Source organism: Photobacterium arenosum (assembly GCF_014841115.1).
GTDB classification, from domain to species: domain Bacteria; phylum Pseudomonadota; class Gammaproteobacteria; order Enterobacterales; family Vibrionaceae; genus Photobacterium; species Photobacterium arenosum.
The window spans coordinates 50,450-72,657 of record NZ_JACYTP010000006.1; the positions used below are offsets into that span (position 1 = coordinate 50,450).

The 22,208-nt window shown below is 54.1% G+C and carries 18 protein-coding genes; 11 read left to right on the top strand and 7 right to left on the bottom strand.

Annotation, left to right across the window (positions count from 1 at the left end; translation table 11 throughout):
• Positions 1-22: 22 nt before the first annotated feature.
• Positions 23-1,036 (bottom strand): N-acetyl-gamma-glutamyl-phosphate reductase, encoded by a 1,014-nt coding sequence (argC, locus tag IFO68_RS11130; RefSeq protein ID WP_192015948.1) that lies wholly within the window; start codon positions 1,034-1,036, stop codon positions 23-25.
• 559 nt (positions 1,037-1,595) lie between these two features.
• Here argC and ppc point away from each other — a divergent pair.
• Positions 1,596-4,229 (top strand): phosphoenolpyruvate carboxylase, encoded by a 2,634-nt coding sequence (gene ppc / locus IFO68_RS11135; protein WP_192015949.1) that lies wholly within the window; start codon positions 1,596-1,598, stop codon positions 4,227-4,229.
• Positions 4,230-4,595: 366 nt separating this feature from the next.
• A complete protein-coding gene (locus IFO68_RS11140; RefSeq protein WP_120513767.1) occupies positions 4,596-5,168 on the top strand; it encodes a PadR family transcriptional regulator in 573 nt (190 codons plus the stop codon).
• Between the two features lie 135 nt (positions 5,169-5,303).
• On the opposite strand, the gene metF is transcribed toward IFO68_RS11140, so the two are convergent.
• The 3 genes from metF to IFO68_RS11155 all read right to left on the bottom strand — a co-directional run bounded on the left by metF (position 5,304) and on the right by IFO68_RS11155 (position 10,059).
• Positions 5,304-6,206 (bottom strand): methylenetetrahydrofolate reductase, encoded by a 903-nt coding sequence (metF, locus tag IFO68_RS11145; RefSeq protein ID WP_192015950.1) that lies wholly within the window; start codon positions 6,204-6,206, stop codon positions 5,304-5,306.
• Between the two features lie 281 nt (positions 6,207-6,487).
• Positions 6,488-8,893: a bifunctional aspartate kinase/homoserine dehydrogenase II gene (locus IFO68_RS11150; RefSeq protein WP_192015951.1), complete on the bottom strand. Its 2,406-nt coding sequence runs from the start codon at positions 8,891-8,893 to the stop codon at positions 6,488-6,490.
• Positions 8,890-10,059 carry an O-succinylhomoserine (thiol)-lyase gene (locus tag IFO68_RS11155; RefSeq protein ID WP_192015952.1) on the bottom strand — a complete coding sequence of 390 codons (1,170 nt, stop codon included), beginning with the start codon at positions 10,057-10,059 and terminating at the stop codon, positions 8,890-8,892. The genes IFO68_RS11150 and IFO68_RS11155 overlap by 4 nt, the downstream gene beginning before the upstream one ends.
• A 188-nt stretch (positions 10,060-10,247) precedes the next feature.
• Between IFO68_RS11155 and metJ the strand changes: the two genes are divergently transcribed.
• Positions 10,248-10,565, top strand: a complete 318-nt coding sequence (gene metJ, locus IFO68_RS11160; RefSeq protein WP_027250617.1) for a met regulon transcriptional regulator MetJ — start codon at positions 10,248-10,250, stop codon at positions 10,563-10,565.
• Between the two features lie 77 nt (positions 10,566-10,642).
• Here the strand turns inward: metJ and IFO68_RS11165 are convergent, their stop codons facing one another.
• Together IFO68_RS11165 and rpmE are read right to left on the bottom strand one after the other, a co-directional pair.
• Complete coding sequence (locus IFO68_RS11165) at positions 10,643-11,890, bottom strand: malic enzyme-like NAD(P)-binding protein (RefSeq protein ID WP_161445616.1); 1,248 nt, start codon at positions 11,888-11,890, stop codon at positions 10,643-10,645.
• 260 nt (positions 11,891-12,150) lie between these two features.
• Positions 12,151-12,363, bottom strand: a complete 213-nt coding sequence (rpmE, locus tag IFO68_RS11170) for a 50S ribosomal protein L31 (RefSeq protein WP_192015953.1) — start codon at positions 12,361-12,363, stop codon at positions 12,151-12,153.
• 229 nt (positions 12,364-12,592) lie between these two features.
• On the opposite strand from rpmE, the gene priA reads away from it, so the two are divergent.
• The 7 genes from priA to rraA all read left to right on the top strand — a co-directional run bounded on the left by priA (position 12,593) and on the right by rraA (position 20,532).
• Positions 12,593-14,791, top strand: a complete 2,199-nt coding sequence (gene priA / locus IFO68_RS11175; RefSeq protein ID WP_192015954.1) for a primosomal protein N' — start codon at positions 12,593-12,595, stop codon at positions 14,789-14,791.
• Between the two features lie 177 nt (positions 14,792-14,968).
• A complete protein-coding gene (cytR, locus tag IFO68_RS11180) occupies positions 14,969-15,982 on the top strand; it encodes a DNA-binding transcriptional regulator CytR (protein WP_192015955.1) in 1,014 nt (337 codons plus the stop codon).
• A gap of 161 nt (positions 15,983-16,143) precedes the next feature.
• Positions 16,144-16,797, top strand: coding sequence for an SPOR domain-containing protein (locus IFO68_RS11185; protein ID WP_192015956.1), 654 nt, complete (start codon positions 16,144-16,146; stop codon positions 16,795-16,797).
• 199 nt (positions 16,798-16,996) lie between these two features.
• Positions 16,997-17,524, top strand: coding sequence for an ATP-dependent protease subunit HslV (gene hslV, locus IFO68_RS11190; RefSeq protein ID WP_027250611.1), 528 nt, complete (start codon positions 16,997-16,999; stop codon positions 17,522-17,524).
• 9 nt (positions 17,525-17,533) lie between these two features.
• Entirely contained in the window at positions 17,534-18,865 is a 1,332-nt protein-coding gene (gene hslU, locus IFO68_RS11195) for an HslU--HslV peptidase ATPase subunit (protein ID WP_192015958.1), read from the top strand.
• 155 nt (positions 18,866-19,020) lie between these two features.
• Positions 19,021-19,929, top strand: coding sequence for a 1,4-dihydroxy-2-naphthoate polyprenyltransferase (locus IFO68_RS11200; protein WP_192015959.1), 909 nt, complete (start codon positions 19,021-19,023; stop codon positions 19,927-19,929).
• Between the two features lie 117 nt (positions 19,930-20,046).
• Positions 20,047-20,532 carry a ribonuclease E activity regulator RraA gene (gene rraA, locus IFO68_RS11205; RefSeq protein WP_192015960.1) on the top strand — a complete coding sequence of 162 codons (486 nt, stop codon included), beginning with the start codon at positions 20,047-20,049 and terminating at the stop codon, positions 20,530-20,532.
• Between the two features lie 84 nt (positions 20,533-20,616).
• Here rraA and zapB read toward each other — a convergent pair whose 3' ends face one another.
• Positions 20,617-20,859, bottom strand: a complete 243-nt coding sequence (gene zapB / locus IFO68_RS11210; RefSeq protein WP_192015961.1) for a cell division protein ZapB — start codon at positions 20,857-20,859, stop codon at positions 20,617-20,619.
• Between the two features lie 474 nt (positions 20,860-21,333).
• Here zapB and IFO68_RS11215 point away from each other — a divergent pair, with 474 nt between their 5' ends.
• Positions 21,334-22,185 (top strand): MIP/aquaporin family protein, encoded by an 852-nt coding sequence (locus IFO68_RS11215; protein ID WP_192015962.1) that lies wholly within the window; start codon positions 21,334-21,336, stop codon positions 22,183-22,185.
• Positions 22,186-22,208: the final 23 nt, after the last annotated feature.

Here is a 22,208-nt window from a genome sequence, read left to right on the forward strand (position 1 = left end):
GGTTCTCCTCTAACAGCCAGACTTAACCAGCCAGCGCAGTCAATGGCGCAAAACCATTACGAATATTTATGCATTGCATCGCCTGAGACGATGCGCCTTTTAATAAGTTGTCGATAGCCGACGTGAGAATCACATGCTGCCCCTGCACTTTCCAGCCAATATCACAAAAGCAAGTATTAACGACATCCTGCAAACGTGCTGCGTTGTTGCCCAGCAGACGCACCGCCTGATTACCCGGCTGGTTATAGGCCGCTTCCATCGCTTCGGTCACCGCTTCCGGGGTCACCCCTGGTGCCAGTTTGGCAGTAATAGTGGCCAGAATGCCCCGCTTGAAATTGCCTAGATGCGGGGTAAAGATGACATCAGTGCCCAGGTGCGCGGCAATTTCCGGCTGATGACGGTGAGTAAAGACACCGTATGCCATCAGGCTGACTTCGCAAAAACTGTTGGTCATGCTGGCTTTACGGCCAGCACCTGACACACCGCTGACCGCATTGATCACAGGCCATTGCTGGGTATCGAGCAGTCCCGCTGCCAGCAGCGGTTTCAGGGCCAGTTGCGACGCGGTCGGATAACAGCCGGGCACGGCCACCAGCTGGGCTGTGGCTATCGATTCAGCATTCCACTCCGCCAGACCGTACACAGCCGCATCCAGCCAGTTCGCGTGCTGATGCGCAAAGCCGTAATACTGAGTATAAAATTCATCGCCCTTCACCCGAAAAGCACCGGACAGGTCAAATACCTGACAACCAGCCGCCAGGAAAACAGGGGCCAGGTCATGGCTGACTTCATGCGCCGTTGCCAACAGCACAATATCGGAAGCCTGTGCCACCGCGGCCACATCCGTCAAAGGTTGCAGTGGCAGGTCAATCTGCCCGCGCAACTGGCCATGCAGCTCACTGATCGCCTTATTAGCGTCCAGACTGTTTTCAGACACATAAAGTCCGGCCAATTGCAGATGGGGGTGTTTATGGACCATAGCGGCCAGCTCTGCGCCGGTATAACCGCTGGCACCGATGATAGATGTGTTCAACATATTGGATCCCGTTGTCATCGTTGTGAAATTCACTATCAAGAAAATATGATTACTGTGATTAGCGTGTGGCGCCGGCAGGCGCAATAGAAAGGTGCCAGAGGCACCAGGCGATAGAGACTTAGCGTCGTCGGAAGGAATACTGCTTGTAATTCATCGCCTGGTTCATACTACTACTGATGGCCTCTGGTCATTCGGATAAAAGGGTTGTGAAACCTGATTCTCTGGCGAGAAAGGTTCGAGCGAACCCCACAGCAGCAGAGAATATTTTTATTCACTTATAATGAATTTTTATATTTACCTTTTCCTGCCTTTTGTGTCAAGTGAAGCAGAAGAAAAAATGCCTTTGCTGGCGCAACACCAGTGTTAAAGCGCACGCTAGAGCTGTAAAGATAAAGAAAGTAAATTACAGGAATGAGACACGTAACGCCCTTATGCAGGATAAACTGGTGGGATTTTGGTCTAAAAAGGGTGCACTTATTGACCTTTCGCCCCAATGAAGGCTAGATTGTTGGCTACGCCTTGGCGATTGGATGTAACAAAATTACGATATGGATGCGATATGAACGAAAAGTACAGTGCGTTAAAAAGCAATGTCAGTATGCTTGGTCACTTGCTGGGTAATACAATCAAGGACGCCCATGGCAGCGAACTGCTGGAGAAAGTAGAAACCATTCGGAAACTGTCTAAGTCGGCCTGCGCCGGCAACAGCGATGACCGGGAAAAACTGATCACAGAGTTGCAGAACCTGCCGGACGATCAGTTGCTGCCTGTGACTCACGCGTTCAGTCAGTTCCTCAACCTGACCAACATCGCCGAGCAGTATCATACGATTTCTCGCCATTGCGAGGAGCTGGTGTGTAATCCGGATGAAATGGACTCGCTGTTCGCCAAGCTTAAAGATGAAAAGATCGGCGAGCTCGACTCCTTGCAAGCGGTCCGCGATTTGAATATCGAACTGGTGCTGACAGCCCACCCGACCGAAATTGCGCGTCGCACCATGATTCACAAGCTGGTGCAAATCAACAAATGCCTGTCCAAACTCGAGCTGAGCGAACTGTCCCACAGTGAGCGCCAGAAAGCCGAGCGCCGCCTGGAGCAACTGATCGCTCAGGCCTGGCATTCCGATGTGATCCGTAAACAACGTCCCAGCCCGCTTGACGAAGCCAAGTGGGGATTTGCCGTGGTTGAAAATTCACTGTGGCAGGCAGTACCGGAGTTTCTGCGTCAGTTTGATGAGAAACTGCACCAGCACCTTGGCGAAAGCCTGCCGCTGGACGCGGCACCGGTCAAGTTCTCGTCCTGGATGGGCGGCGACCGTGACGGTAACCCGTTTGTGACAGCCGAAATTACCCGCGAAGTCTTACTGCTGTCGCGCTGGAAAGCCGCCGACCTGTATCTCAATGATGTCCAGGAGCTGGTCAGCGAGCTCTCTATGGTCGAGTGCAACAGCGAAGTGCGCGAACTGGCCAATGGTGCCCACGAACCTTATCGTGAGATCATCAAAGGCCTGCGGACTTTACTGACCCAGACCCGCGATGTGCTGGATGCTCAGATCAAAGGCAGCGACAGCGTGCCGAAAGTGGCCATCCTGGAAGACATAAATCAGCTGTGGCAACCGCTGCACGCCTGTTACCGCTCACTGCATGAGTGTGGCATGTCTATCATTGCCGATGGGTTACTGCTTGATACCCTGCGCCGTATTCAATGCTTCGGCGTCCACCTGGTGCGCCTGGATATCCGTCAGGAAAGCACACGCCATTCGAATGTCATTTCTGAACTGACCCGCTATCTGGGGCTGGGCGACTACGATCAGTGGAGCGAGCAGGACAAAGTGGCCTTCCTGGTTCGTGAGCTGGCGTCAAATCGTCCCCTGCTGCCACGTAGCTGGCAGCCATCGGAAGCGGTACAGGAAGTGCTGGATACCTGCCGTGTCATGGCTGAACAGCCGCGCCAGGCACTGGGGGCCTATGTAATTTCCATGGCCCGTACCGCCTCGGATGTACTGGCGGTCCATTTGCTGCTGAAAGAATCCGGCTGCACCTTCCGTCTGGATGTCTGCCCGCTGTTTGAAACTCTGGATGACCTCAATAATGCGGAGTCTGTGATCACCCAGCTGATGAGCATCGACTGGTATCGTGGTTTCATCCAGAATCATCAAATGGTGATGATCGGCTATTCCGACTCAGCCAAAGATGCCGGTGTCACCGCGGCAGGCTGGGCGCAATACCGCGCGATGGAAGCCCTGGTCAATGTGTGTGATAACGCAGGTGTTGAACTGACCCTGTTCCACGGTCGTGGCGGCAGTATTGGTCGTGGCGGCGCACCCGCGCACGCGGCCCTGCTGTCTCAGCCTCCACGCAGCCTCAAAGGTGGTCTGCGGGTGACCGAACAAGGCGAGATGATCCGCTTTAAACTGGGTCTGCCTGATGTGGCCGTCAACAGCCTGAACCTGTACGCCAGTGCCATTCTGGAAGCCAACCTGCTGCCGCCGCCGGCGCCTAAACAGCAGTGGCGTGATGTGATGGACGTGCTGTCAGATGTCTCCTGCGAAGCCTATCGCTCGGTGGTCCGCGGCCATGATTCCTTCGTGCCTTATTTCCGCGCCGCCACACCTGAAATGGAGCTGGGTAAACTGCCACTGGGTTCTCGCCCGTCCAAGCGGAATCCTCAGGGCGGCGTAGAAAGCTTACGCGCCATCCCGTGGATTTTCGCCTGGAGTCAGAACCGTCTGCTGCTGCCAGCCTGGCTGGGTGCCGGTAAAGCAATTCAGCATGTCATCGATCAGGGCCATTCTGAGCTGCTGGAAGAAATGTGCCGTGAATGGCCATTCTTCTCAACGCGACTAGGTATGCTGGAAATGGTATACAGCAAAACCAATATCCAGATTGCCGAATACTATGATCAGCGGCTGACCGATAAGAGTTTATGGCCGCTGGGACAGGAACTTCGCAATCAACTGCAACAGGATATCAAGGTGGTTCTCAACGTGGAGAACAGCGATCACCTGATGGAGCAGGATCCCTGGGGGGCAGAATCTATCCGGCTGCGCAATGTGTATGTTGAGCCACTCAACATGCTGCAGGCGGAGTTACTGCACCGTACCCGCCAGCTGGAGAGCGAATCGCCGATTCTGGAAGAAGCCCTGATGGTCACCATTGCCGGCATTTCCGCCGGTATGCGTAATACGGGTTAATACTTCACCTCTTCGCAACATCAAACAGGCCGCCGGCAGGTGGCCTGTTTTTTTGTCCATAATTTAGACAGCATAACTTTCTTCCTTTCAACTAAGGTCTATATGAGTGCTGTGAATCAATTTGATTGAAACTTTGTGCACTGCGCGCAGTCTACATAATTGGACGAGCGTCACAAGATAAGTAATTGCTCACTGTTCATCATGGAATATTTATGCTTCCAGTGGTTGCAGAGAATAAATTGATGATATCCTATGTGATCTCGACCGGGCACTGCAACAAGACGATTATAAAAACGCCTGAGAGCGGAAGGGTAACGTTATGCCTGGTCGGTTTATTTTTTTGTAGTATTTTAACGGATAGAAGAGATGTCACTACCACACGTCATATTGACCGTGCTGAGTTCGCGCGACGCGACCGGCTACGACATAACTAAAGAGTTTTCTCACAGTATCGGCTATTTCTGGAAAGCCAGTCATCAGCAGGTTTACCGTGAGCTAAACAAAATGGCCACCAACAATCAGGTTACCTGCAAACTGGAACCTCAGGAAGGCAAGCCGGATCGCAAGGTCTACTCTATCACTGATCTGGGCCGTCAGGCGCTGTTTGAGTGGTTCCAGGAGCCTGCCCGCAATCCGACCATTCGTGATGAATTCTCTGCCAAACTCCTGGTTTGCGGTGTACACAACTCACTGCCTATGCAGCGCCAGTTGGAAGCACTGATCGAGGAATCACACACCCTGATGAACCATTACCACGAGCTGGAAAAAGTCCATTTCGCCAATTACAAAGAAATGGATCGTCAGTCGCGCCTCGATCGCCTGACACTGCGTCGCGGTATCCATAACCGACAGGCTTGGATCGACTGGGCGGAAGAAGTCCTGGTAGAACTGCAAGATATCGACAGCGCCGACAGCAATGTCGCCATGGCCGCTGAGTAACCCTGCAGACCCTGATACACTGGCATCAGTGACCTATCGGCTCCTCAGCTACTCATCAGGGCCGATTCGTCATCTGCCAGCCAGATACAAAAAAAGCCGCAATGCGGCTTTTTCTTTTCCTGCCCGATACTGTCATCAGGCAATGACGTCAGCTTCGGCACGCACACCTAAGGTATGGCAAATCGCATAAGTCAGCTCAGCACGGTTGAGGGTGTAAAAATGGAAATCTTTAACCCCCTCACGGCTCAGTACCCGCACCATATCAATCGCGTTACTGGCCCCGACCATCTGACGGCTCAGTAAATCGTCATCCAGCCCCTGATATTGTTTCTCTAACCAGTTAGGGATTTTCACATTGTTGGCCTGCGCGAAGCGCTTGGCCTGTTTCATGTTCACCACAGGCAGGATGCCCGGGACGATTTCGACATCAATACCGGCGGCAACACAGCGATCTCGAAAGCGCAGGTAGCTTTCAACATCAAAAAAGAACTGAGTGATTGCACGGCTGGCACCGGCATCGACTTTACGCTTGAGGTTAATCAGGTCGGCCTGGGCACTTTTCGCTTCCGGGTGCACTTCAGGGTAAGCCGCCACAGAAATATCGAAATCCGCTTCTTCACGCAGCAGCTCGACTAAATCGACCGCATACATATCCGGCTTACCGCCCTGTGGCGGCAAATCGCCCCGCAGCGCCACGATATTGCGTATCCCGCTTTTCCAGTAGTCACGGGCGATGGCACGCAGTTCATCACGCGTGGCATCGATACAGGTCAGGTGAGGTGCGGCCAGCAGGCCGGTCTGATCTTTGATGTCTTTGATGATCGAGTGGGTACGGTCACGCTCGCCTGAGTTGGCACCGTAAGTCACAGACACAAATTTCGGCTTGAGCGTTTTTAGACGATGGATTGATGACCAGAGGGTTTCTTCCATCGCAGGCGAACTTGGCGGAAAGAATTCAAATGATACATTGATTGCGCCGTTCAAATCGGCGATGTTTTGATTTAACGCATCCAAGTGACTGGCGTAAGAATAACCCATAATTGAAACCTTCCTGCTGCTGGCCTGCGGCCTTCCCTCTGAACTCTGACGCCAAACAACCATTTAGACGTCTATATGTCCACAGGATGTCTTGTAACCAAATTAATGTCAACCGCGTGAACATGAATTTTTCTCAACATCAAAACCCAGTTTATTCAAGTCCAGAGTTTTACTATGCCGATTGCCCGCCAGGCAGCACCAATGCTGGGAAAAAACAGCAACAAGAAACAAAAAGGGCAGCGCAAGGCTACCCTTTGGATCTATCTCATAACGGGAAAATCTTACAAAAGCCGGGCCAGTCGGTTCAAATCCGACAATAACGCCCCTGCCGTCACATCCCTGCCCGCACCAGGACCGCGGATAACAAGCGGATTGTCCCGGTACCAGCGGCTTTCAATCGCAAAGATGTTGTCGCACGGCAGTAGGTTCGCCAGCGCATGCTCAGGCTCCAGCGCTTCCAGGCCCACCACGGCGTGACCATTTTTGTCCAGCCGCGCGATATAGCGCAGGACTTTTCCCTCACGCTGCGCTTTGCTCAGGCGCGCCTGCAAGCGCTCATCAAGCACATCACTTTGCTCAAAAAAGGCGTCCAGACTCAGGGTTTCCAGCTCCTCTGGCACCAATGACTCAACTTTGACCTGTTCAGGCTCCAATGCCAGTCCGGATTCACGCGCTAAAATCACCAGCTTTCGCATCACGTCGCTGCCGTCCAGATCGTGGCGGGGATCCGGCTCCGTCAGCCCCTGCTGCCAGGCCTGTTCAAGCAACTGACTGAAAGGCAGGCTGCCGTCAAACTGCTGGAACAGCCAGGACAGAGTACCCGAGAAAATGCCGGATACGGCAATAATCGTATCCCCGCTGTCGCGCAAATCTTTGACCGTATGGTTGACCGGCAATCCGGCGCCCACAGTGGCGTTATACAGCCAGTGGCGGCTGCTTTTCTCGAACGCATCAACCACAGCGCGGTAGACTTTGCCTTTTGCTGAGCCTGCGACTTTGTTGGCAGAAATCAGATGCAAGCCGTGGCTGGCAAATTCCGGGTAACGCTCAGACAGTGCTTTGCTGGCGGTGACATCCAGTACCACCAGCTCATCATAGTCATGCTGCCCCAGAGCCGGGAGCCAGTCCGTGCCGTCTGTGGCTTCATCATCAAACAGGGTCAGAGCCTGAACTGGCTCAATGCCCTGCAGATTAAGCCAGTAGCGCCGGCTATCGGCCACCCCTATCAGGGTAAAGCTCATGCCGTGACGCTTTTCCAGCGCCACCTTTTCTTCTTCCAGCAACTCCAGCCAACGGCTGCCGATATTGCCCTTGCCGCACAAGATCAGACCGATACGCTTTTGCGCCTGGAACAAATTTTGGTGAATCAGCTGAACCAGGGTCTGGGTATCGGCCTGCCGCAGTACCGCCACCAGACTCAGCCCGGATTCGGCTTCGGCAATAAATTCGACCGGCTGGCCTTTCAACTGCTGCTGGAAGCCATGACAGTGCACAGGGTTTATCACCACCCCGGCCCCTACCGCGGCCACCATAGTAAAACCGTCGCGCAAACGGATCTCGGCCGGTAAACCGCTGTCCTGCAGCAGTGCCAGTACCCCGTTGGCCACTTCGGCGGTATATGCCAGCAGAATCTGTCCTTTGTCGGTTTCCACCGCTTGAGCCAGCGGGATCAGCTGCGCTTTCGGCAGCAAAGTCGCCAGCTCGCGCTCCACCTGCTCCAGCGTCTGGGCACGGGAGACAGACAGCTCCAGCAGACAGACCTCATCCAGAGAGGTAATGATTTTGGCGCCACGGCCAGATGCCAGTACCCGCTCCACACGGGTCGAGCCAGATTCCGGCTGCAGGCTGCAGCGCAGTGTCAGGTCGATGGCACTCTGGGCCACAGGTTGCAGCGTGCGGCTGTGCAGCACAGGAGCCGCCAGACGAGCCAGCTCGTCGGCCTCATCAAGACGCAGCAAGGGCAACAGACAAGCATCACTGACCAGACGGGGATCCGCACTGTAGACACCGGCGACATCACTCCAGATGGTCACCCGGCTGACACCGGCCAGGGCGCCGATAACAGTGGCGGAATAATCCGAACCATTGCGCCCCAGCAGTACGGTTTCTCCGGCTTGATTGCTGGCCATAAAACCTGTGATCACCATGCGATGACCACTGTGCTGTGCCAGCTCATTTTGCAGCAACGGCAGTGAACGGCCGCGGTCAACTTCCGGCTGAGCGGCGCGCTCGGCACGCAGGAAACTCCGCGAGTCCAGCGCACGTGCCGCCATGCCTTTGTGTGTCAGCAGTGCGGCCAGTAATCGGGAGGACCAGAGTTCACCGTGTCCGAGTACCCAGGCTTGTCTGGCCGGGGTGATCTCGCTGTCAGTAAGCTGACCCAGCTCACTGAACTCCAGATGCAGCGAGGTTAACAGCTCATCCGCCACGGTTTCCTCTAGCAGCTCTTCGATGAGGTGCTGCTGGAAGGTGCGCAAATCCTGCAGGCTTTCATGCGCCAGCCGGCCATCTTTGCTCAGCAAAGACAGCCACTGAATCAGTCGGTTGGTTGTTTTACCGGCTGCCGAGACCACCACCAGATCATCGGCGCTGGAATACTGCTCGAGAATATGGGCGACATTACGGTAACAGCTGGCATCCGCTAAACTGCTGCCGCCAAATTTGTGCAACTGACGTGTCAGGGTCATTCACTGACCTCCGCCGCTTTGGTAAAGGCCTGAGCCAGATCGGCAATCAAATCATCAGCATCTTCAAGGCCCACAGACAGACGCAGTAACGACGGCAAGATACCGGCCTCGCGCTGCGCCTCATCCGACATGGCACGGTGGGTCATGCTGGCAGGATGCGCAATCAGGCTCTCCGTGCCGCCCAGTGACTCAGCCAGAGAGAAATCGTGCAAAGACGCCACAAAAACTTCCAGTTGCTGCATGCTGCCGGCCAGCTCAAAACTCAGCATGGAGCCAAAGCCTTTTTGCTGCCGGGCAGCAATCTCATGACCTGGGTGATCTGCCAGGCTGGGGTGATAAATCTTACCCACCAGCGGCTGGGTTTGCAGATAGGCCAGCAGCCGGGCGGAATTTTCTTCATGGACACGCATACGTGCCATCAAAGTACGTACGCCGCGCAGGGTCAGGTAAGCATCAAAGGGCGCGCCGGTGGCGCCGATACAGTTGGCCCACCAGGACAAGTTCTCGGCGTGCTCGCTGTCTTTCGCAATCAGCACCCCGCCAACCACATCGGAATGCCCATTGATATATTTAGTGGTGGAATGCACCACGAAGTCTGCGCCCAGCGCGATAGGCTGCTGCAGCGCCGGCGAGAGGAAAGTGTTATCCACCGCCACCAGCGCTCCCGCGTCATGCGCCTGCAAACACAGCTGCTCGACGTCAATCACCCGCAACAAGGGGTTGGACGGCGTTTCAACCCACACCAGTTTAGGTTTTCTGGCCAGTGCTTCAGCCAGTGCCTTAGGGTTGCCCTGATCGACAAAAAGCACCTTGAAGTCACCTTTGCCGGCACGGGTATTGAACAAGCGGTAGGTACCGCCGTAGCAGTCATGGGGGGCCACAACCAGATCATCCGGCCCCAGCTGCGCCGTTGCCAGCAGGTTAATCGCCGCTGTACCGCAACTGGTCACCACACCACCCGCTCCGCCTTCCAGTTCCGCCAGAGTGTCTGCCAGTAAATTACGGGTGGGATTTCCCGAGCGGGAATAATCGTACTGAGGTAAAGTCCCTAATTCAGGGAAGCCATAGGTTGAGGTCAAGTAAATAGGTGGCACCACTGCACGAAATTGCTGATCGGTTTCAATGCCGCTGCGAACAGCGATAGTAGCTGTTTTCTTGTCACTCATGTAATTTGCTTCCTTGTTTCTGGGACCAGGCCAGAGGCCGACGAGAGTAAGATGCTTCAACCTTAGCGAGATTTAAAAAAGACGTCAACACTTCTAGACGTCTATATGTCTTTGCTTGTGGCAGTAAATGCCGCTAAAATTCCCCCCATACAATATTTCAAAACCCTATATCGCTGAGAAGGTAAACAATGGCAAAGTGGAACGGTGAGTACATCAGCCCTTATGCGGAACATGGCAAGAAAAATGAGCAGGTCAAGAAAATCACTGTCTCTATCCCATTAAAGGTGTTGAAAATCCTCACAGATGAACGCACCCGCCGTCAGGTAAATAACCTTCGCCACGCCACCAACAGTGAACTGCTGTGCGAAGCATTCCTGCATGCCTACACCGGCCAGCCACTGCCAACGGATGAAGATATCCGCAAAGATCGCCCTGACGATTTACCGGCAGAAGCTAAGGCCATCATGGACAGCCTGGGTATTGAGTACGAAGACATCAACGAATAATCAACATAACGCCTTGAGATAAAAAAAAACCAGCCATATGGCTGGTTTTTTCAATCATAAGCACACACTGTATGTCATTACACTTCCATGTAACCCACAGGCATTTCGATACGGGCAACGCCGGATTCCACAGCCGCGACCGCAACCGCTTTGGCAACCCGTGGCAACAAACGCGGATCCATAGGTTTAGGGATAATATAGTCCGGACCGAACTCCAGCTTATCCACACCTGCTGCTTTAACAACTTCTGCCGGTACCGGTTCTTTGGCCAGTTCGCGGATAGCGTTCACCGCAGCCAGTTTCATTTCATCGTTAATCTCGCTGGCACGCACATCCAACGCACCACGGAAGATAAACGGGAAACAAATGACGTTATTTACCTGGTTCGGATAATCCGAACGGCCGGTTCCCATGATCAAATCATTACGAACCGCATGGGCCAGCTCAGGTTTAATTTCCGGATCCGGGTTTGAGCAGGCAAACACGATCGGCTTGTCAGCCATCAGTTTCAGCGACTCAGGGGCCAGCAGATCCGGGCCAGAGACACCGACAAAGATATCCGCGCCTTCGATAACATCTTCCAGGGTGCGCTTATCTGTGTTGTTGGCAAACAGTTGCTTATACTCGTTGATGTCATCACGACGGGTGTGAATCACACCTTTGCGATCCAGCATGTAGATTTTTTCACGCTGCGCGCCGCATTTGATCAACAGTTCCATACAGGCGACGGCCGCTGCGCCGGCACCCAGGCAGATGATCACTGCTTCTTTGATATCTTTACCCTGCAGTTCCAGTGCGTTCAGCATACCGGCTGCCGTTACAATTGCCGTACCGTGCTGGTCATCATGGAACACAGGCACCTGGCAACGTTCGATCAGGCGTTTTTCAATCTCAAAACAATCGGGGGCTTTGATATCTTCCAGGTTAATACCACCAAAGGTATCGGCGATATTGGCCACAGTATCAACGAACTCGTCGATGGTACGGTGTTTCACTTCGATATCAATCGAATCCAGGCCAGCGAAACGCTTGAACAGCAGGGCCTTACCTTCCATAACCGGCTTAGAAGCCAACGGCCCCAGGTTACCCAAGCCCAGAATGGCCGTACCATTGGTAATCACAGCAACCATGTTGCCTTTACCTGTATACTTATACACATTCTCTGCATTCTGGGCGATTTCCCGCACCGGCTCAGCCACGCCAGGGCTGTAGGCCAGAGCGAGATCTTCTACTGTATTGGCAGGCTTGCTTAGTTCAACCGAAATTTTCCCGGGGACAGGGTAAGCATGATAGTGAAGTGCTTGTTGACGAAAATCTTCAGACATAATTATTAGAATCCTGAATGGATGGATGTTCTGTTCGGTTCGGTATTGAACAATCAATCATATTCGATAGCAGCACAAAATCCTAGTTCGCACAAGCTGGTAATACCAAGACAATTACCGTGACAGGCCAGAAGATATGCAGGGGATGACAGGTTGGAGTCAATGACTACAAATAAATCAGTCATTAAAGGCGGGAAGAAACAGCAAATAGCAAAAAGGGACGCATATGCGTCCCTTTTCTCGACAGTGTCTTAAAGCAATTACTTGCTAGACAGAGCGCCGAAACGCTTGTTGAATTTGTCGATACGGCCACCGGTGCTCACTTGACGCTGCTTACCAGTGTAGAATGGGTGACATTTGTCACACACATCCAGGCTGATGTCTTTTTTCATGGTTGAATTAAAGACAAAAGCGTTGCCGCAAGAACATTTTGCGTTTACAGCTGTGTATTCTGGGTGGATACCTTGTTTCATGGGAAACCTCTAAGCTAAGGCCGTGTCGCTCTCCCGATCCAAAGCCGGGCACCACACGTGGTTAATAAATACTGCCAGGCCAAAGGCGCTGGACAAATAGGCGGCGTATGATAATCAATCAGCCGACACAGATCAACCTGCAATCGCAGTGTCGTCTTGCTTTGCCTCACCCCTTGTGCAAGGTACACTGCCATCTACCTGTAAGTATAAGTGATATCAGCCAATACCCATGACTGCCACCATTGCCAGGGTTGCCCTGCCCGTTCCGCTGGACAAAAGCTTCGACTACCTGATCCCATCAGGCCAACGGCCCGTGGTCGGTGGCCGGGTACGGGTGCCATTTGGCCGTCAGCAGCTCACCGGGATAGTGATTGCCCTGACAGAGCAGTCCGATTTTCCCCGCGACCAGCTCAAGCCCCTCAAAGCCGTTCTCGATAGCGAACCGCTGTGGCAACCGCCATTGTTTCAGTTGCTGGAGTGGACCAGCCGCTACTACCAGTACCCTTTGGGCGATACGCTGGCCAATGCCCTGCCTTCGGCCTTACGTAAAGGCAGACCGGCCAATGCCGAGATTCGTTACTGGCAATTGACAGAAAAAGGCCAGGAACAACCTCTGGCAGCGCTCAAACGGGCACCGCGGCAGGCAAAAGTGCTGACGCTGCTGCGCCATGGCGCGCTGAGTCACGATGCCTTACTCGACCAGGAGGTTAACAGCGCCACCCTGAAAACGCTGGCAGAAAAAGGCTGGGTCGACAGTTTTCACACCACAGCGTCCAGCGCCCACTGGCCAACGGATTTCGCCGTCACCGAAGAGAAGCCCCGCCTCAACGAAGAGCAGGCACTGGCGATTGCCAGTATCAATGCCAATCCGGGTTATACCTGTTATTTACTGGAAGGTGTGACGGGTTCAGGCAAGACCGAAGTCTATCTCAACCTGATTGAGCCGGTGCTGGCCGCCGGTAAACAGGCCCTGGTGCTGGTGCCGGAAATTGGTCTGACGCCGCAGACCATCAGCCGTTTTCAGCGTCGCTTTAATGTGCCGCTGTTCACTATTCACTCCGGCCTGAATGATACCGAGCGCCTCAGCGCCTGGCTGGCCGGGCGCGACAATCAGGCCGGCATCATTATTGGTACCCGCTCTGCCCTGTTCACCCCGTTCGCGGATCTCGGCATCATTATTGTCGATGAAGAGCATGACTCGTCCTATAAGCAACAGGACAGCCTGCGCTATCACGCCAGAGACATGGCCGTGCTGCGGGCCAGCAAAGAAAACATTCCGGTTGTGCTCGGTTCAGCCACGCCGGCACTGGAAACCCTGCACAATGCCAGAACCGGCAAATACCACCACCTGCATCTGACCCGCCGCGCCGGTAACGCTCAGGCCGCCCGTCACGGGGTACTGGACATGAAAGGACTCCATCTGGAGGCAGGGCTGTCCGCACCGCTGATTGCCCGTATGCGCCAGCATCTGAGCGCTGGCAATCAGGTGATGCTGTTTCTCAACCGCCGCGGGTTCGCGCCGGCGCTGATGTGCCACGAATGTGGCTGGCTGGCGGAGTGTAAGCGATGCGATGCGTATTACACTTACCATCAGCACTCCGGCGAGCTTCGCTGCCACCATTGCCAGACCCAGCGTCCTGTCATGCCCCAGTGTCAGCAGTGCGGCTCGACTCAGCTCCAGACCGTCGGGGTCGGCACCGAGCAGCTTGAACACCAGCTCGCCAGCTTGTTTCCTGAGTTCCGTACCGTGCGCATTGATCGCGACAGTACCCGCCGCAAAGGCAGCCTGGACAATTACCTTGAGGCGGTCAGAAACAAGGAGTACCAGATCCTGATCGGCACCCAGATGCTGGCCAAAGGTCACCACTTTCCGGATGTGACCCTGGTAGCGCTGGTCGATGTCGACAGCGCCCTGTTCAGTAATGACTTTCGGGCTGCGGAGCGGCTGGCACAGCTGTTCATCCAGGTCGCAGGCCGTGCTGGCCGCGCCAGTAAACCGGGTGAAGTGCTGCTGCAAACCCACCATCCGGAACACAGCCTGCTTCAGGCCCTGCTCTACAAAGGGTACGACCACTTTGCTGTTCAGGCGCTGACAGAACGCCGTCAGGCCATGTTGCCGCCTTTTACTTATCTGGCACTGTTCAGAGCCGAAGCAGCGCAAAGTGAGCTGGCCGAGCAGTTTCTGCATCAGATGCGCGGCATTCTGGAGGCCAGCCCGCTGTTTGAGGCTCACACTCTGGTGCTGGGCCCCAATCCGGCGCCTCTCTCCCGCCGCGCCGGTCGCTACCGGTGGCAGTTACTGCTGCAGGCGCCCGACAGGAAAACCCTGCAAACTCTGCTGTCTGTGGCCCGTCCTGCCATTAACTTGCTGCCATTGGCGCGGAAAGTGCGCTGGTCGCTAGACGTCGAACCTCAGGATTTAAGCTGAAGATAAGATAATTAATGCGATTTGGATCACAAGCCCAATGTAATTTATGCTATTTGGCACATGTTTAAACCCGCATAAAGCGCCTACAATAACAGGCTTGTTGGACCAGGTTTCTGCACCGATTTGGCTGCGATCCTCCAGCATTATTGAGAGAAATGTCTTAGAGAGGAACTATTTATGGCGACAATGAAGGATGTTGCCCAGCTAGCCGGAGTCTCTACCGCGACTGTGTCGCGCGCTCTGATGAACCCGGAAAAAGTGTCAGCCTCGACCCGTAAAAAAGTCGAACAGGCTGTCATGGATGCTGGCTATTCCCCGAATTCCCTGGCTCGTAACCTTAGGCGCAATGAATCCAAAACCATTGTCGCTATCGTCCCCGACATCTGCGATCCCTATTTCACGGAAATTATCCGGGGGATTGAAGAAGCAGCGATGGAATATGGCTACCTGGTACTGCTGGGCGACAGCGGCCAGCAGAAAAGCCGGGAGAACTCATTCGTGAATCTGGTGTTCACCAAGCAGGCAGACGGCATGTTACTGCTGGGCACGGATTTACCCTTTGATATCAGCAAACCGGAACAGAAAAACCTGCCTCCTATGGTGATGGCCTGTGAGTTTGCCCCTGAGCTGGAGCTGCCGACCGTCCACATTGATAACCTGACCGCAGCATTTGAAGCCGTGAACTACCTGACCCAGATGGGCCACAAACACATTGCCCAAATCACAGGTCCCGACAGTGCCATGCTCTGCCAGTTCCGCTCTCAGGGTTATCAGCAGGCCCTGCGCCGTGCCGGCACAGAACTGAATCCGGCTTACACGGTAAAAAGTGATTTCACCTTTGCCGGCGGTGCCCGCGCTGTGACCACCCTGTTATCGCTGCCGGAGCCACCGACCGCCCTGCTGTGCCACAACGATGTCATGGCCATCGGCGCCATGCAGCAAGCCAAGCGATTAGGGATCAATGTCCCTCAGGACCTGTCTATCGTAGGGTTTGATGATATCCAGTTCGCCGAATACTGCGATCCGCCGCTGACCACAGTGTCGCAGCCACGCTATGAAATTGGCCGTCAGTCGATGCTGATGCTGCTGGACATACTGCAAGGTAAGGACATAGCTGCCGGTTCGCGCCTGCTGGATGCCAAGCTGGTCATCCGGGAAAGTGCCGCGCCACCGCCAACCAAGCCGCAATAGCCACCGCGACCTGAGCTGAAAAAATCACCACTTTGAGCAAAAGGTCACAGAATGATCGGGAAGCTCTGCCTCTGTGGCAGGTACAGGCTTCCCGACACTAGCCAGTGTGGACACTTCTTTGTACCATGTCAGACCATTAGTCCAACAATCATCAAGACATTGTGGCAACCAAAGATTACGTCAAGCGAGGCCGGGCCGCGAAAAAGCCCGCCAGAAGAACGCCTTCCCGCAGCAGTAAACCCAGTGGCCAGTTCCCGGTAAAATGGGCACTGATTGCCCTGTGCCTGGTTATTGCCCTCGGCTATGGCTTATATTTTCTGTCTTCGTCACCCAAGCCTGCAGCAACCCATACGACCCCGGTTAAGCCGGCGCCGGTCACAGTCAAAGACAAAACGCCGCCTGCACCAGCCACCAAGCCCAAGCAGGAAACCAGCACCAAAGTCGACACCAAGCCTGTGACTGCGCCTAAGCAACAAGAAAAATTACCGCCTAAGCCTGCAGAAAAATGGCGCTACATTGAAGAGCTGGAAAATAAAGAAGTGCAGGTGGAAGCGAAGAAGGTTCCGGATAAGCCGGGTCGCCCTTATCTGATGCAGTGTGGCGCTTACCGCTCGCCAGGGCAGGCGGAGGAGCGCAAAGCCATGATTGCTTTCCAGGGGCTCACCAGCCAGATCAAAGTGTCTCAGGGTGAAAAAGGCAGCTGGTATCGCGTAGTACTCGGCCCATACCCGCAGAAACGCAAAGCCGAAAGTGATCGCAATATGCTGCGTCGGGCCGGGATTGAACCTTGCGCCATCTGGTACTGGGACGCCTGAGTCGTTTGCTGACCTGATAACGGCTAACTACACTGATTAAGGATGCTGAAGCAGACAAAACGCTGCCAAGGCATCCTTTTTTTATGGCCTTCACCGCGCAGATTGTTTCGTTTGCCTTGAAATCGGAAACCACCATCCCCAGATCTGCGGCTATACCCATACCGGCCCACGAGCCGGACTGATGCTAAGAGGTAATACCGTGACAACCATAGTCTCTGTACGTCGCAATGGAAAAGTCGTCATCGCCGGTGATGGCCAGGTCTCACTGGGCAATACCGTCATGAAGGGCAATGCCCGCAAAGTCCGCCGCTTATACAACAATCAGGTACTGGCAGGATTCGCCGGCGGTACCGCCGATGCCTTCACCCTGTTTGAGCGTTTCGAACGCAAGCTGGAAATGCACCAGGGGCACCTGATGAAAGCCGCGGTCGAACTGGCAAAAGACTGGCGTACCGACCGTAGCCTGCGCCGCCTGGAAGCCTTACTGGCCGTTGCGGATGCCACCGCCTCGCTGATCATCACAGGTAACGGTGATGTAGTTCAGCCGGAAAACGACCTGATTGCCATTGGCTCAGGCGGTAATTTTGCGTTATCCGCAGCCCGGGCGCTGCTGGAAAACACCGAGCTGGATGCTCGCACCATAGCTGAGAAGTCGCTGACCATTGCTGGTGATATCTGCGTTTACACCAATGACTTCCAGACTGTTGAAGAACTCGATACCCAGTAAGGATTCCCCATGTCTGAAATGACTCCCCGCGAAATTGTTCATGAACTGAACCGCCATATTATCGGCCAGGACAAGGCCAAGCGTGCTGTGGCTATTGCGCTGCGTAACCGCTGGCGTCGCATGCAGCTGCCGGAAGAGCTGCGCGTTGAAGTGACCCCGAAAAACATCCTGATGATAGGGCCGACCGGTGTCGGTAAAACCGAAATCGCCCGCCGTCTGGCTAAACTGGCCAACGCCCCTTTCATCAAGGTTGAAGCCACCAAATTCACCGAAGTCGGTTATGTCGGTAAAGAAGTGGAAACCATCATCCGCGATCTGACTGACGTTGCGGTCAAAATGACCCATCAGCAGGCCACCGAAAAAGTCCGCTTCCACGCTGAAGAGCTGGCAGAAGACCGCATCCTGGATGTGTTGCTCCCGCCCCCGCGTGATGCCTGGGGCAAGAATGAAGAAAGCGACACCAATTCGGCCACCCGTCAGTCATTTCGCAAAAAGCTGCGCGAAGGCAAGCTGGATGACAAGGAAATAGAAATTGACGTGGCCGCCCCTCAGATGGGTGTCGAGATCATGGCCCCTCCCGGCATGGAAGAAATGACCAATCAGCTGCAGGGCATGTTCCAGAATCTGGCGGGCAACACCACCAAAAAGCGCAAGATGAAAATCAAAGATGCGCTCAAAGCGGTGACCGAAGATGAGGCCTCCAAGCTGGTTAATCAGGAAGAGCTGAAAGAGCTGGCTATCCACGCAGTTGAGAACAACGGTATCGTCTTCATTGATGAGATCGACAAAATCTGTAAGCGTGGCGAAAGCTCTGGCCCGGATGTGTCCCGCGAAGGGGTCCAGCGTGACCTGCTGCCGCTGGTGGAAGGTTCGACGGTCTCGACCAAACATGGCATGGTCAGAACCGATCATATCCTGTTCATCGCGTCCGGCGCCTTCCAGGTAGCACGTCCGTCTGATCTGATCCCAGAGCTGCAGGGCCGTCTGCCAATTCGTGTTGAACTTGAAGCCCTGACCAGCGAAGACTTCAAGCGTATCCTGACCGAGCCGAACGCGTCGCTGACCGAACAGTACCGCGCCCTGATGGCCACGGAAAATGTCACCATCAGCTTTACCGAAGATGGCATTGCCCAGATTGCCGATGCGGCCTGGCAGGTCAACGAGCGCACCGAAAATATCGGTGCCCGCCGTCTGCACACTGTGCTGGAGCGCCTGATGGAAGAGCTCTCTTATGATGCTTCCGAGCAGGGCGGTAAAGAGCAGATCATCGATAAAACCTATGTGCATGCCCATCTGGGCGAGCTGGTGGAAGACGAAGATCTCAGCCGCTTCATCCTGTAACCCGAGTAGTTAACTTAGCCACTCGTTATCCTTACTCAGCGGGATGCCAGATTATCGACCGGCATCCCGTTTTTTATCTTCTTGTTGCGCCAGAACAACATTCCTTTCTGTAATCGGGCCATACTCATACCCTATACTGTCTTTATCTTGGGATCATGGCTTTGTCCTCTCTTTCCGTCTGGCTGGATGCGACCCGGCCCAAAACCCTGCTGCTGGCCATGGCCGCTTTGCTGTGCGGTAACAGCCTGGCCGCTGCCCAGGGGCACTTTTCACCGGCGATCGCCCTGCTGGCTCTGCTGACAGCTTTGCTGCTCCAGATATTGTCTAACCTGGCCAACGATTATGGCGACGTGCGCAAAGGAACAGATAACATCCACCGACTGGGGCCGCAGCGCGGACTGCAGCAGGGCCGGATTTCCCTACCTGCCATGCGGGCAGCCATAACCGTAACCCTGACGTTAACCACCCTGAGCGGCATCGCCCTGCTCTGGCTGGCCCGACCATCCCTCACCGTCTTGCTCAGCTTTATGGCCCTGGGTGTCGCTTCTGTGCTGGCAGCACTGGCCTATACCTTAGGCGCGAAACCTTATGGTTATCGCGGGTTGGGCGATCCTGCGGTACTGTTCTTCTTCGGCTGGGTCGCCGTCGGCGGCAGCTATTATCTGCAGAGCCAACAGTTCCAATGGGCCATTTTACTGCCAGCGACGGCCAGCGGACTGCTGGCGGTCGGGGTACTGAATCTCAATAACCTGCGTGATATTGATAACGACAGGGCCTGCGGAAAACTCACTCTGGCGGCAAGACTCGGTCCGACAGCAGGCCGCTGGTATCACCTGCTGCTCATGGCAGCCAGCCTGCTCGGCTTTGCGGCCTATGCCCTGCTGACGGCCCGTTCACCGTGGGGCTGGTTGTTTCTGCTGGCCGCCCCCTGGTTGCTGGCGCATGCCGCTAACGTGCTGGCCACGCAAAAAGCGCAATCATTGGCTCCTATGCTGGCCTTACTGGCTAAAATAGCACTGATGACTAACCTGCTGTTTGCCATCGGATTGCTTGCCGACCGCTAAAGCATGGCGTCGAGATTGCAATGCAGCCTGAGCTGGTTATACTTTCAGCAAGTTAGTGAATGGGCGCTTTCTGCTTCCTGTCCTGCTTAATATTACTGCCAATAAAGAAGCGAGCTTATGGAATACAATACCTCTGAACTCTGTGATATTTACCTCGACCTGGTTGACGTGGTTGAGCCAATGTTCAGCTCTTACGGTGGCCGAAGCTCATTCGGAGGCCAGATCACCACAGTAAAATGTTTTGAAGACAATGGTCTGCTTCAGACTGTGCTGGCAGAACCGGGCGCTGGACGAGTCCTGTTAATTGATGGTGGCGGTTCGCTTCGTCGCGCGCTGATTGATGCCGAACTGGCGCAAATGGCAGTACAGAGTGAGTGGGAAGGCATCATAGTGTATGGCTGTGTGCGCCATGTCGATGAATTAGATGAGCTGGATATCGGTATTCAGGCCATGGCTTCGATTCCAGTCGGCGCTGACAAGCAAGGAACGGGGGAAGTAGACGTCGCTGTTAATTTCGGGGGAGTCACCTTCCTGCCGGAAGATCATCTCTATGCAGACAACACCGGGGTAATTTTGTCTCCGGAACCTCTGGATATCGACTGATACCCCGCTGACATTCTGTGCGCTTTAAAGAAAAACAGAGCCAAATGGCTCTGTTTTTCTTGCGGGTGGCAGTTGTTGTGGAAATTATTCCACCGTTTCCATTTTACCCAGCAGCATGCGGACACGCTCCTGCCACGCCTGATGATCATTACGCAGCTTCTCGTTATCCTGGACCAGTGACTCACGATCTGCGCGCAGTTCCTGAGCAAGGTTTACCAGATTATCGTTTTTCTCTTTCAGTTCTTCCACTTCCATCTGCAGCAGGGAAATGGTATCGACAGCCATTTGCACTTTGGCTTCCAGCTGTTCCAGCATCTCTAAAGACATAATTTTCACCCTATCAGCACCTGCGCAAGACCGCAGCTTAAACTGCGTCTACCAGGCAAATTACAATTCCAATGTAGCCCCTATTCTAACTAGGCCTTATTCGTCTGGCATCTACTAATACCACGCTTTGCCACAATCGGATAAAAATCATCCAAACTTCCACAACATTTTACCTTCAGTAAGGCATCGCGCGCTGCCAGACACAGTGAACTGTTAGCGATCACTCAGTTTTCCCCTGCACATTTTGAACCGCTGCGGCTGACATGCTAGTGTTCGCGCCTCTCAACACGAAATAGAGTATTAACTCTATTCATACCTTTCGCTTTCCTTTCGATATCGACCAATCAAACAAATTATATGCTCGAACGCACATTTTTGATTCGCGGCCCTTTCGGATAAATCACCATTCGAGTATTTTTTGGTCACATAACGATAACAACTCTATTACCTATCACTCGACACAAGGATTGGCACATGACAAAACGACAACCCCCTACGCTGCTTGGCGAATGCCTGGCAGAATTCATTGGCACCGGACTGCTCATCTTCTTTGGAGTAGGCTGTGTCGCTGCGCTGGTGTTAGCAGGTGCTGACTTCGGTCAATGGGAAATCAGTATTATGTGGGGACTTGGAGTCACCATAGCGATTTATTGCACGGCGGGTGTCTCCGGCGCGCACATTAACCCGGCCGTCACCATTGCATTAGCCATTTTTCACGGTTTTGATAAAGCAAAAGTACTCCCTTACATCCTGTCTCAACTGGCTGGCGCCTTCTGCTCGGCCGCGTTGATATATGGCCTTTACAGCAATCTGTTCACCGAATTCGAAAGTGCGCATGGGATTGTTCGCGGCAGTGTCGAAAGCCTGGCCACGGCTGGCATTTTTTCTACCTACCCGAATCCTGCCCTGTCATTGAGCGGCGCCTTTGCCGTCGAGTTTGTCATTACCGCTGTGCTGATGTTTGCCATTCTGGCCATAGGTGATGAGAAAAACGGTACTCCCCGTGGTGCTCTTGGCCCGGTACTGATAGGTATACTGATCGCCGTGATTGGTGGCTCACTCGGCCCGCTGACTGGCTTTGCCATGAACCCGGCCCGGGATTTTGGCCCCAAGTTTTTTGCTTACCTGGCTGGCTGGGGCGACATGGCGCTGACTGGCGGAAAAGATATTCCTTACTTTATCATCCCTATTCTGGCGCCGATTGCCGGTGCCGGCTTCGGTGCCTGGCTGTATCCGAAAGTCATTGGTGTCTATCTGCCGGGTAACCGCTGTACCCTGCCGAACCAATGTGAATCAGACAATGAGAAAGAAGTCGCGCAAGCCTGATTGCAGCGCTATCTATAATTAAT

Bases quoted from the DNA above. Each gene is read 5' to 3' on its own strand.
- argC (WP_192015948.1), bottom strand. From the start codon at position 1,036: ATGTTGAACACATCTATCATCGGTGCCAGCGGTTATACCGGCGCAGAG.
- ppc (WP_192015949.1), top strand. From the start codon at position 1,596: ATGAACGAAAAGTACAGTGCGTTAAAAAGCAATGTCAGTATGCTTGGT.
- IFO68_RS11140 (WP_120513767.1), top strand. From the start codon at position 4,596: ATGTCACTACCACACGTCATATTGACCGTGCTGAGTTCGCGCGACGCG.
- metF (WP_192015950.1), bottom strand. From the start codon at position 6,206: ATGGGTTATTCTTACGCCAGTCACTTGGATGCGTTAAATCAAAACATC.
- IFO68_RS11150 (WP_192015951.1), bottom strand. From the start codon at position 8,893: ATGACCCTGACACGTCAGTTGCACAAATTTGGCGGCAGCAGTTTAGCG.
- IFO68_RS11155 (WP_192015952.1), bottom strand. From the start codon at position 10,059: ATGAGTGACAAGAAAACAGCTACTATCGCTGTTCGCAGCGGCATTGAA.
- metJ (WP_027250617.1), top strand. From the start codon at position 10,248: ATGGCAAAGTGGAACGGTGAGTACATCAGCCCTTATGCGGAACATGGC.
- IFO68_RS11165 (WP_161445616.1), bottom strand. From the start codon at position 11,890: ATGTCTGAAGATTTTCGTCAACAAGCACTTCACTATCATGCTTACCCT.
- rpmE (WP_192015953.1), bottom strand. From the start codon at position 12,363: ATGAAACAAGGTATCCACCCAGAATACACAGCTGTAAACGCAAAATGT.
- priA (WP_192015954.1), top strand. From the start codon at position 12,593: ATGACTGCCACCATTGCCAGGGTTGCCCTGCCCGTTCCGCTGGACAAA.
- cytR (WP_192015955.1), top strand. From the start codon at position 14,969: ATGGCGACAATGAAGGATGTTGCCCAGCTAGCCGGAGTCTCTACCGCG.
- hslU (WP_192015958.1), top strand. From the start codon at position 17,534: ATGTCTGAAATGACTCCCCGCGAAATTGTTCATGAACTGAACCGCCAT.
- IFO68_RS11200 (WP_192015959.1), top strand. From the start codon at position 19,021: ATGGCTTTGTCCTCTCTTTCCGTCTGGCTGGATGCGACCCGGCCCAAA.
- rraA (WP_192015960.1), top strand. From the start codon at position 20,047: ATGGAATACAATACCTCTGAACTCTGTGATATTTACCTCGACCTGGTT.
- zapB (WP_192015961.1), bottom strand. From the start codon at position 20,859: ATGTCTTTAGAGATGCTGGAACAGCTGGAAGCCAAAGTGCAAATGGCT.
- IFO68_RS11215 (WP_192015962.1), top strand. From the start codon at position 21,334: ATGACAAAACGACAACCCCCTACGCTGCTTGGCGAATGCCTGGCAGAA.